The following is an 8,386-nucleotide window of genomic DNA, read 5'->3' as shown; positions in this document are numbered from 1 at the left end:
CGCTCGTCGGCCTCGTCGGGGTCGATGGACTCGACGTCCCAGGGTGTGACCTCGCCGAACGCGTCGAGTAGCTGCTCGTCGTAGGCGAACGAGGCGTTGTTCAGGGCAACGTACGCCCGCCAGACGTCGTCGTCGTCGATGCGGCCCTGGGCGGCGCGGACCGCGGTCAGGTGGTGGCGGGCGGCGTCGATCACCCGCTCCAGGGCGGCGTCCAGCTCACCGTGCTGGTCGGTCATGTGCGTTCCCTTCGCGATGGGGGACGGTCCGTGCCGGGCGGGATGGGGCGACGGACACGGTCAGCAATTCCGGAGGAAGCGGTCGAGAACCCGCACGCCGAACTGTAGTCCGTCCACCGGCACCCGCTCGTCGATGCCGTGGAACAGGCCGGAGAAGTTGAGGTCGGGCGGCAGCCGCAGCGGGGCGAAGCCGAAGCAGCGGATGCCGAGCTGGGAGAACGCCTTGGCGTCGGTACCGCCGGAGAGCATGTACGGCACGGGCCGGGCGCCCGGGTCCTCCGCGCGCAACGCCGCCGACATGGCGTCGACCAGGTCGCCGTCGAAGGTGGTCTCCAGGGCGGGCTGGCGGTGGATGTACTCGATTGCGATGTCCGGGCCGACCAGCTCGCGCAGCTGCTGCTCCAGCAGCTCGGACTGGCCGGGCAGGCTGCGGCAGTCGATGGTGGCGGTGGCCCGGCCGGGGATGACGTTGTCCTTGTAGCCGGCGGCGAGCCGGGTCGGGTTGGCGGTGTTGCGGATGGTCGCGCCGATGATGTTGGCGATGGGGCCGAGCTTGGCGATGGCGGTCTCCGGGTCGTCCGGGTCGAGTTCGACGCCGAGCAGGTCGGAGACCTCTTCCAGGAAGGCACGCACGGTGTCGGTGACGACCACGGGGAAACGGTGCCGGCCGATGCGGGCCACGGCCTCGGCGAGGGCGGTGACCGCGTTGTCGTCGTGCACCATCGACCCGTGTCCGGGGCGGCCCTTGGCGTGCAGCCGCAGCCAGTCGATGCCCTTCTCGGCGGTCTCGATGAGGTAGAGCCGCTGCGACTCGTCGATGGTGTAGGAGAAGCCGCCGACCTCGCCGATCGCCTCGGTGCAGCCGTCGAAGGCGTCGCGGTGGTGCTGAGTGAGGTAGTGCGCGCCGTAGTCGCTGCCGGCCTCCTCGTCGGCGGTGAACGCCAGCACGATGTCGCGGGCGGGCCGGACGCCGGTGCGTCGCCAGTGCCGCACCACGGCCAGCACCATGGCGTCGAAGTCCTTCATGTCGATCGCGCCCCGGCCCCACAGGTAGCCGTCGCGGAGCTCACCGGAGAAGGGGTGCACCGTCCACTCGTCGGCGTCGGCGGGGACGACGTCGAGGTGGCCGTGGACGAGCAGAGCGTCCCGGCCGGGGTCGGTGCCGGCGATGCGGGCGACGAGGCTGGCCCGGCCTGGGGCCGACTCGTGGAGCTGGGACTCGATGCCCACCTCGGCGAGCTTCTCGGCGACGTACTCGGCGGCGACGCGTTCCCCCGCGCTGGTGGCGTTGTCCCCGGTGTTGGTGGTGTCGATGCGCAGCAGGTCGCGGCAGAGGTCGACGACCTCGGCGGTGGGCTCGGGCGGGGCGGAGGCGGCGTCGCTCGTCATCGCTTCTTCATACCAGCCGGCCCAGGCGGGCAGCGTCCCCGGCCGGTCCGCGGCGCCCGGCCCGGCGGATCCGCTGTTTCGCGTGGACGCGTCCCGGGTATCGCCGCTGCCGTCCCGCACCGCTTCTCGGGCCGCCCGCCTCCCCCTCGGGGCCGCGCCCGCCAGCCGAGGAGGGCACCATGACCGTCCCCCTGCCCCCGCTGCCGCCCGTACCCGAGGAGGGCTACCGGCCCGGCGGTCGAAGTCTCGTCGACCTCGTCGAACGCGAGCACCGGCGGCTGCTCGACCTGGCCGACCGGGCCACCGACCCGGACGCCGCGCCGCAGCGGCTCGGCGAGGTGGTCGAGGTGCTGACCGCCACGGTGTCGCGGCACCTGTCGGCGGAGGAGCAGTACCTGTTCCCCGCCGTTCGGGCCGCCGTGCCCGGCGCCGGCGCGGCGGTCGACCGGGAGATCGGGGCCGCGGGCGAGCTGCTGACCGCCCTCAAGGCGCTGGCCGGGCCGGCGGATCCCGCGCTGGCCGAGGTGGCCGACCGGATACGCCGCCACGTCGCCAGGGCCGCGGCGCTGCTGGCGCCGCTGCGCGAGGTGGCCACCGAGGCGGAGCTGATCCGGCTGGGCAACCGGTGGGAGATCGCCGGGGAGGCCGCGCCGACCCGGCCGCACCCGGGCACCCCGGCGACCCCGCCGTGGAACCGGATCGTCGAGCCGGCGGTGGGCGTGGTGGACAAGGTCCGCGACGCGGCGACCGGCCGGCCGACCTACCCGTCGGACCTGGTTCCCCCAAAAGACTGACCGGATACCGGACGGTTACCACCGGATCACCGACCGGATACCAGTTGGTCACTGAGGGGTATCGGTCAACTCCTGTCCGCTAGGACCCTTCCATCGATCCTTCCGTGGTCATACCGTCACCGTATGAATCTGGAGCTGAGACACCTGCGGGTGGTCTGCGCCATCGCGGAGACAGGGAGCGTGACGAAGGCGGCGTCCACGCTCGGCTTGGCCCAGCCGGCGCTGACCGCCCAGCTCCAACGCATCGAGCGGGCGCTCGGCGGGCCACTGTTCGAGCGGGACCGCCGGGGGGCCCGGCCCACCGCGCTCGGCGAGCTGGTGCTGTCCCGGGCCCGGGTGCTGCTGCCAGCCATGCAGGGCCTTCAGGACGAGGCGGCCCGGCTGGCCGGCGCCGGCCCGACACCCGCCCGGTACCGCTTCGGCGGGGTGAACAGCCCCATCCTCGGCCGCCTGGTGCACCGGCTCGTCGCCGCGCACCCGCAGGCCCAGATCACCACGCACGCCTCCTGGTCCGCCGACGAGCTGGCCCAGCTCGTCGGGGGCGGCCGGTTGGACTACGCGCTGGTCGGGGTCTGCGGCGACGCGGTCCCGCCGGCCGGGTACGGGCTGACCTGGCGGGAGGTGGCGATTGAGCCCGTGCAGGTGCTGCTGCCCGAGCAGCACCCGATGTCCAACCACGACGAGGTCCGGCTGGTGGACCTACGCGCGGAGCAGTGGGTCGCCGCCCCGGGCGACGGCTGCTTCGGCGACTGCTTCGCCGCCGCCTGCGCCCGCGCCGGCTTCACCCCCCGCAAGATGTACGAGGCCGACGTGCGCGGCTGCATCGACCTGGTGGAGGCCGGCGCGGCGGTGGCCCTGTGCCAGGCCACCTTCCGTCCGGTGCCCGGACTGGTGACCCGCCGGTTGGCCGGGGCACCGCTACGCTGGCGGCTGCTGCTGGGCTGGCACTCGGACTCGGCCGGTGCGAGCTTCGCCGACGAGGTGCTGGAGGCAGCGGTGGCGGTGTACGCCGACTCGCTCGCCGCGCACCCCGACTACCTGGCCTGGCTGCTGCGGCACCCGGACTTCGGGGTGCGCAGGTCGGCCCCGGCCGGGCCGCTCGTCGGGGGCGCCGGTTCCGGAGTGCGAACCGCCTGATGGTGGGTATCAAGGGCCCCATGACCGATACCCAGCCGACCGCCGACGACCGGGAGACCCTGCGCGTGGCCGCCGCCGCGCACAGCGCCGCCGCCCGGGCCGTGGAGGCGTTCCTGCGCCGCCTGCCCGAGGTCCCCGCTCCCGCCGACGTAGCCGAGTACGCCACCCTGCTCAGCCAGGAGGAGCGGGCGCGCGGCGAGCGGCAGGCCGCCGCCGACGCCGTCGGCCTGGAGATCGGCAGTATGGAATCGGAGTAAATCCGCCACCGGCTCCGTCACCGCCGTGAAAACAGCGGCGACGGGGCCGGTGGGCCGGCCGGCACGGACCGCCGCGGGCCTGCTGACGGCTCAGCGGACCGGCCGACGCGAGCGGACGAGCTGACGGTTCAGCGTTCCACGAGGACGTCGTGGCCCAGGTCGAGCAGGGAGCGGCGCCACTCGTCGTCGGCGGCACCGGCGGCCGGGCGGGCGGCGGTCAGGGACCGGATGCGGTCGACGGCCTGGCGCATCACCTCGATGTCCGCGCCGGTCAGGTCGACCTTGCGCTTGCGGAGCACGGCCAGGATCTGCCGGCCCGGCTCGGGCAGGTCGAGGTCGGGGCCCGGCCCGAAGGACTCCGTGCCGGAGCCACGGGTCAGCAGCCAGCTACGCAGTTGCTCGGAGGTGACGTTCACCTCGGCGTGGAACTCCTCCCAGAGCTCCTCGACCTCGGGATCGAGTCGCGCCTCGCGTACCATCACGTCTCCTCTCCGGGCGGCGGCCCGGACGGCTCCGGGTCGCCGGTGTGGGAATCCAGGCCCTCCGGCAGCACCCGCACCCGGGCGGGGTTGGCCGTCGGCGGGGCCATGATCGGCTCGCTGCGTTCCGGGTCGGTCCCGGTCTCCTCGGTGGCTTCCTCGGGCTCGGTCATCCACGGCCTCCGCCACTCACCGGGGATGGGACGTGGTGGCGGCGGAGTAGCCCCGGTCTCCGGCAACCACCTCGAAGGCCAGTGCGCCGTCGCGGACGTCCACGGTGACCCGCTGTCCGGGCGAGACGGCGCTCTCCAGCAACATTCGGGACAGCCGGTTGTCCACCTCGCGCTGGATCACCCGACGCAGCGGGCGGGCCCCGAACTCCGGCTGGTAGCCGTGTTCGGCGAGCCAGTCGATGCCGGCGACGGTGAAGGCGATGTCGATGTCCTGGGCGTGCAGGCGGCGGCGGGTCTGCTCCAGCAGCAGCTCGGTGATCTGGCGTAGCTGCTGCTGCTCCAGCCGGCGGAAGATGATCACCTCGTCGATGCGGTTGAGGAACTCCGGGCGGAAGTTCTCCTGGAGCCGGCGCATCAGCCGCTCGCGAAGCTCGTCGCTCTCCCGCTCGGTGCCGGGCTCGCCGGCGCCGAAGCCGACGGCGCGCTGGCTGCCGGTGATCAGCTCCGAGCCGAGGTTGCTCGTCATGATCAGTACGGTGTTCTTGAAGTTCACCGTCCGGCCCTGGCTGTCGGTGAGCCGGCCATCGTCGAGCACCTGGAGCAGGATGTTGAACACGTCCGGGTGGGCCTTCTCGATCTCGTCGAGCAGCACCACCGCGTACGGGCGGCGGCGCACCGCCTCGGTGAGCTGGCCGGCCTCCTCGTACCCGACGTAGCCGGGGGGTGCGCCGACGAGCCGGGCGACGGTGTGCCGCTCCTGGAACTCGCTCATGTCCAGTCGTACCATCCGGTCGGCCTCGCCGAACAACGCCTCCGCCAGCGCGCGGCCCAGCTCGGTCTTGCCCACGCCGGTGGGGCCGAGGAAGAGGAAGCTGCCCATCGGCCGGTTCGGGTCGGCCAGCCCGGTCCGGGAGCGGCGGACCGCCTCGGCGACCGCACCGACCGCGTCGTCCTGGCCGACGACCTTCTGGTGCAGGTGCCCCTCCAGGCGCAGCAGCCGGTCGCGTTCCTCCTCGGTGAGCTGGGCGACCGGGATGCCGGTGGCCCGGGACACCACCTCGGCGATCTCCTGCGGGCCGACGGCCGGAACCTGCGAGCCGTTGCCGTCGTCGCCCTTGGCACGGCTGATCTGCGCCTCCAGCTCGGCGAGCCGGTCGCGCAACGCGGACGCCCGCTCGTACTGCTCGTCGGCGACCGCCTGTTCCTTGTCCCGGCGCACCTCGTCGAGCTGCTGCTCCAGCTCCCGCACGTCGGAGCCGGGGGTGCGGTTGCGCAACCGGACCCGGGCGCCGGCCTGGTCGATCAGGTCGATGGCCTTGTCGGGCAGGTACCGGTCGGTGACGTACCGGTCGGACAGTTCGGCGGCGGCGACCAGCGCCTCGTCGGTGAACCGGACCTGGTGGTGCGCCTCGTAGCGGTCGCGTAGGCCGCGCAGGATGGCGACGGTGTCCTCGACGGTCGGCTCGGGCACCAGCACCGGCTGGAACCGCCGGGCGAGCGCGGCGTCCTTCTCGATGCTGCGCCGGTGCTCGTCCAGCGTGGTCGCGCCGATCACCCGCAGCTCGCCGCGGGCCAGGGCCGGCTTGAGCATGTTGGACGCGTCCATGCCGCCCTCGCTGCCCGCCCCGCCCGCGCCGACCAGGGTGTGGATCTCGTCGAGAAAGATGATCAGCTCGTCACGGTGGGCGCGGATCTCCTCGATGACCTTCTTGAGCCGCTCCTCGAAGTCGCCCCGGTAGCGGGTGCCGGCGACCAAACCGGCCAGGTCGAGCTGCACCACCCGCTTGCCGATCAGCGTCTGCGGGACGTCGCCGTCGCAGATCCGCTCGGCCAGCCCCTCCACGATCGCGGTCTTGCCGACGCCGGCCTCACCGATGAGCACCGGGTTGTTCTTGGTTCGCCGGGACAGGATCTCCACGGCCTGCTCGATCTCGGCGGCCCGCCCGATCACCGGGTCGATCTGGTCGTTGCGCGCCAGCTCGGTGAGGTCCTGGCCGTACTGGTCGAGGGTGGGGGTGCCGTGGTCGGGCTTCGGGCCGGGCATCGGGCCGCGCTCCGCGTTGGCCGCCTGCAACGATTCGGGCTGGATCCGGCCGGCGGCGAGCATCCGGCCCGCCGGCGACTCCGGGTTCAGCGGCAGCGCCATCAGGATGTGCTCGGGGCCGATGTAGTTGGCGCCCATCGCGCGGGAAAGCTGATGGGCGTCGAGCAACGCCCGCTTCGCGGCCGGGGTGAGGGACAGGTTCGGCGGCACCTCGCCTCGGGGCGCGCCGTCGCCCCGCCCGCCGAGGGCGTTGACCAGGGCATCCGGGTCGGCACCGGCCCGCCGGATGAGGTCGCGCAGCGCCTCGCGCTGCAACGCCGCCCAGAGCAGGTGGTCGGTGTCGAGGTCGTTGCTGTGTCGCTGCGCCGCCCGGCGGGCCGCGTCGGCGAGCATCTCCCGCGCGTCGGCGGTCATCAGCCGGGTGATGTCGACCCGGTGCGCCGACCGGCGTCCCCCCTCGCCCCGGCCGAAGTACCGGGCCAGGAACTCGTCCCACGGGTCGGTGCCGAAGTCGCCGGGTCCCATCATCGCTTCCTCCCGCGGGTCGGGCACGCTCGCCGGTGGGGTCGCCGCCGGCACGGTCGGCGGTGGCTACCCGGCGGTCGGCGCGACAAACGCGGACGGGGCGGAGGCGGGCGGGCCGGACCCGACCCGGGCGCGGCGGAGGCGGGCGGTCCCGACCCGGTGCCGGCGGGGTGGGCGCGGGCGGTCCCGACCCGGTGGCAGGCTGGGGTGATGGACCCGACGCCGCTGCTGATCGTGGACGCCGCCAACGTGGTCGGGTCGCGCCCCGACGGGTGGTGGCGGGACCGGGCCGGGGCCGCCGCCCGGCTGCGCGACGCCCTCGTCCCGCTGGCCGAGTCGGGGGTGCCGCCGCAGCTCGCCGGTCCGGCCGAGGTGGTGCTGGTGGTCGAGGGAGCCGCGCGGGGCGTTCCGGCCGTGCCGGGGGTGCGGGTGGTCGCCGCCCCGGGCTCGGGCGACGACACGATCGTCGACCTCGTCGGGGCCGCTGCGGGCCGCCGCCGGCTGGTGGTCACCGCCGACCGGGAGCTGCGCGCCCGGGTCGGCGTGCTCGGTGCCGAGGTCCACGGCCCGCGCTGGCTCCCCACCTGAACCCACCCCACCCCGGGCAGTTCCGCCCCAGACCCACTTGGATGAGTCCTGTGGGCGGGATCGGTTGACCCGAGCGCAAGACAGCTGCGCGGGGTTCGCGCACGTCAGTGGCGTAATCGGACAGCCGGGCGGCAACACCGACAGGGCGGATGTTCTCTCCCCACCGGGGATGGGTTGTAATGGAGATCTCCCCGCCCCCAGGAGGTCCACGTGGCGAGCGTCGCCGAGCTGAAGGCAGCCATCGATGTCGCCCTCCAACAAATCGGTGACGGGCAGACCGCGGTGCAGGCGGCCGGTGAGAAGCTGGCGGAGGCGCAGCAGACCCTGGCCGGGGCGCTGGAGGGCAGCGGGCACGAGACGGTCGAGGCGGCGCAGGCCTCGCTGACCCAGGCCAGCCAGGAGCTGGAGGAGTGCCTCGCGGCCACCCTCGTCGCGGTGGAGCAGGCGCAACTCTACGTCTCGACCCTGTAAGGGGCGGGCGTGTCCATCATCGAGGACGTCGGGGCCCAGGTGCGGGCCGCCGCGGAGGAGTTCCCGCTGGCCCAGCTCGCCCTGGCGCTGGAGAAGTTCGGCCAGGCCACCGAGCGGCTGCGCTGGGTGCGGCAGGAGTCGGCCAACCCGATGGGGGTGCCGGAGCTGTCCGCCGCCGTCGAGCACGCCGAGTCCGCCGGTCACGCGCTGCGGGTGGCCCAGGAACAGCTCTCGACGTACCTCGTCGGCGCATCGGGCTGGCCCCCGACTTCGTCTCTCCGCGCCCCGCCCGG

At 73.8% G+C, this 8,386-nt stretch carries 9 protein-coding genes and 2 pseudogenes; 6 read left to right on the top strand and 5 right to left on the bottom strand.

All coding sequences use genetic code 11. From position 1 onward, the window contains the following. Both MCAG_RS28480 and MCAG_RS28475 read right to left on the bottom strand, forming a co-directional pair. Positions 1-236 (bottom strand): annotated as a pseudogene (locus tag MCAG_RS28480) (hypothetical protein); the annotation flags it as partial. A 60-nt stretch (positions 237-296) separates the two neighbouring features. Further along, positions 297-1,625, bottom strand: a complete 1,329-nt coding sequence (locus MCAG_RS28475) for a M20/M25/M40 family metallo-hydrolase (RefSeq protein WP_007076402.1) — start codon at positions 1,623-1,625, stop codon at positions 297-299. Between the two features lie 179 nt (positions 1,626-1,804). On the opposite strand from MCAG_RS28475, the gene MCAG_RS28470 reads away from it, so the two are divergent. The 3 genes from MCAG_RS28470 to MCAG_RS28460 all read left to right on the top strand — a co-directional run bounded on the left by MCAG_RS28470 (position 1,805) and on the right by MCAG_RS28460 (position 3,813). Continuing rightward, positions 1,805-2,419, top strand: coding sequence for a hemerythrin domain-containing protein (locus MCAG_RS28470; protein WP_007076401.1), 615 nt, complete (start codon positions 1,805-1,807; stop codon positions 2,417-2,419). 123 nt (positions 2,420-2,542) lie between these two features. Continuing rightward, complete coding sequence (locus tag MCAG_RS28465) at positions 2,543-3,556, top strand: LysR family transcriptional regulator (RefSeq protein ID WP_007076400.1); 1,014 nt, start codon at positions 2,543-2,545, stop codon at positions 3,554-3,556. Between the two features lie 20 nt (positions 3,557-3,576). Then, a complete protein-coding gene (locus MCAG_RS28460; protein WP_036375655.1) occupies positions 3,577-3,813 on the top strand; it encodes a hypothetical protein in 237 nt (78 codons plus the stop codon). 128 nt (positions 3,814-3,941) lie between these two features. Here the strand turns inward: MCAG_RS28460 and MCAG_RS28455 are convergent, their stop codons facing one another. The 3 genes from MCAG_RS28455 to MCAG_RS28450 are packed head-to-tail and all read right to left on the bottom strand — an operon-like array spanning position 3,942 to position 7,037. Continuing rightward, complete coding sequence (locus tag MCAG_RS28455; protein ID WP_007076399.1) at positions 3,942-4,292, bottom strand: DUF3140 domain-containing protein; 351 nt, start codon at positions 4,290-4,292, stop codon at positions 3,942-3,944. Next, on the bottom strand, positions 4,292-4,465 hold the full coding sequence (locus MCAG_RS34110; protein WP_198141677.1) for a hypothetical protein: 174 nt from the start codon (positions 4,463-4,465) through the stop codon (positions 4,292-4,294). The genes MCAG_RS28455 and MCAG_RS34110 overlap by 1 nt, the downstream gene beginning before the upstream one ends. A gap of 16 nt (positions 4,466-4,481) precedes the next feature. Continuing rightward, positions 4,482-7,037 carry an ATP-dependent Clp protease ATP-binding subunit gene (locus MCAG_RS28450; protein ID WP_036375653.1) on the bottom strand — a complete coding sequence of 852 codons (2,556 nt, stop codon included), beginning with the start codon at positions 7,035-7,037 and terminating at the stop codon, positions 4,482-4,484. A gap of 207 nt (positions 7,038-7,244) precedes the next feature. On the opposite strand from MCAG_RS28450, the gene MCAG_RS28445 reads away from it, so the two are divergent. The 3 genes and pseudogenes from MCAG_RS28445 to MCAG_RS28435 form a co-directional block, all read left to right on the top strand. Then, positions 7,245-7,622 (top strand): hypothetical protein, encoded by a 378-nt coding sequence (locus MCAG_RS28445; protein ID WP_036375651.1) that lies wholly within the window; start codon positions 7,245-7,247, stop codon positions 7,620-7,622. 210 nt (positions 7,623-7,832) lie between these two features. After that, on the top strand, positions 7,833-8,093 hold the full coding sequence (locus tag MCAG_RS28440) for a hypothetical protein (protein WP_007076395.1): 261 nt from the start codon (positions 7,833-7,835) through the stop codon (positions 8,091-8,093). Positions 8,094-8,102: 9 nt separating this feature from the next. Then, positions 8,103-8,386 (top strand): annotated as a pseudogene (locus MCAG_RS28435) (hypothetical protein); the annotation flags it as partial.

Source organism: Micromonospora sp. ATCC 39149 (assembly GCF_000158815.1).
In the GTDB taxonomy this organism is placed as follows: Bacteria; Actinomycetota; Actinomycetes; order Mycobacteriales; family Micromonosporaceae; genus Micromonospora.
Note: the sequence above shows the minus strand (reverse complement) of the source record. Positions and strands in the feature narration are given on the sequence as shown.

Bases quoted from the DNA above. Each gene is read 5' to 3' on its own strand.
- MCAG_RS28475 (WP_007076402.1), bottom strand. From the start codon at position 1,625: ATGACGAGCGACGCCGCCTCCGCCCCGCCCGAGCCCACCGCCGAGGTC.
- MCAG_RS28470 (WP_007076401.1), top strand. From the start codon at position 1,805: ATGACCGTCCCCCTGCCCCCGCTGCCGCCCGTACCCGAGGAGGGCTAC.
- MCAG_RS28465 (WP_007076400.1), top strand. From the start codon at position 2,543: ATGAATCTGGAGCTGAGACACCTGCGGGTGGTCTGCGCCATCGCGGAG.
- MCAG_RS28460 (WP_036375655.1), top strand. From the start codon at position 3,577: ATGACCGATACCCAGCCGACCGCCGACGACCGGGAGACCCTGCGCGTG.
- MCAG_RS28455 (WP_007076399.1), bottom strand. From the start codon at position 4,292: ATGGTACGCGAGGCGCGACTCGATCCCGAGGTCGAGGAGCTCTGGGAG.
- MCAG_RS34110 (WP_198141677.1), bottom strand. From the start codon at position 4,465: ATGACCGAGCCCGAGGAAGCCACCGAGGAGACCGGGACCGACCCGGAA.
- MCAG_RS28450 (WP_036375653.1), bottom strand. From the start codon at position 7,037: ATGATGGGACCCGGCGACTTCGGCACCGACCCGTGGGACGAGTTCCTG.
- MCAG_RS28445 (WP_036375651.1), top strand. From the start codon at position 7,245: ATGGACCCGACGCCGCTGCTGATCGTGGACGCCGCCAACGTGGTCGGG.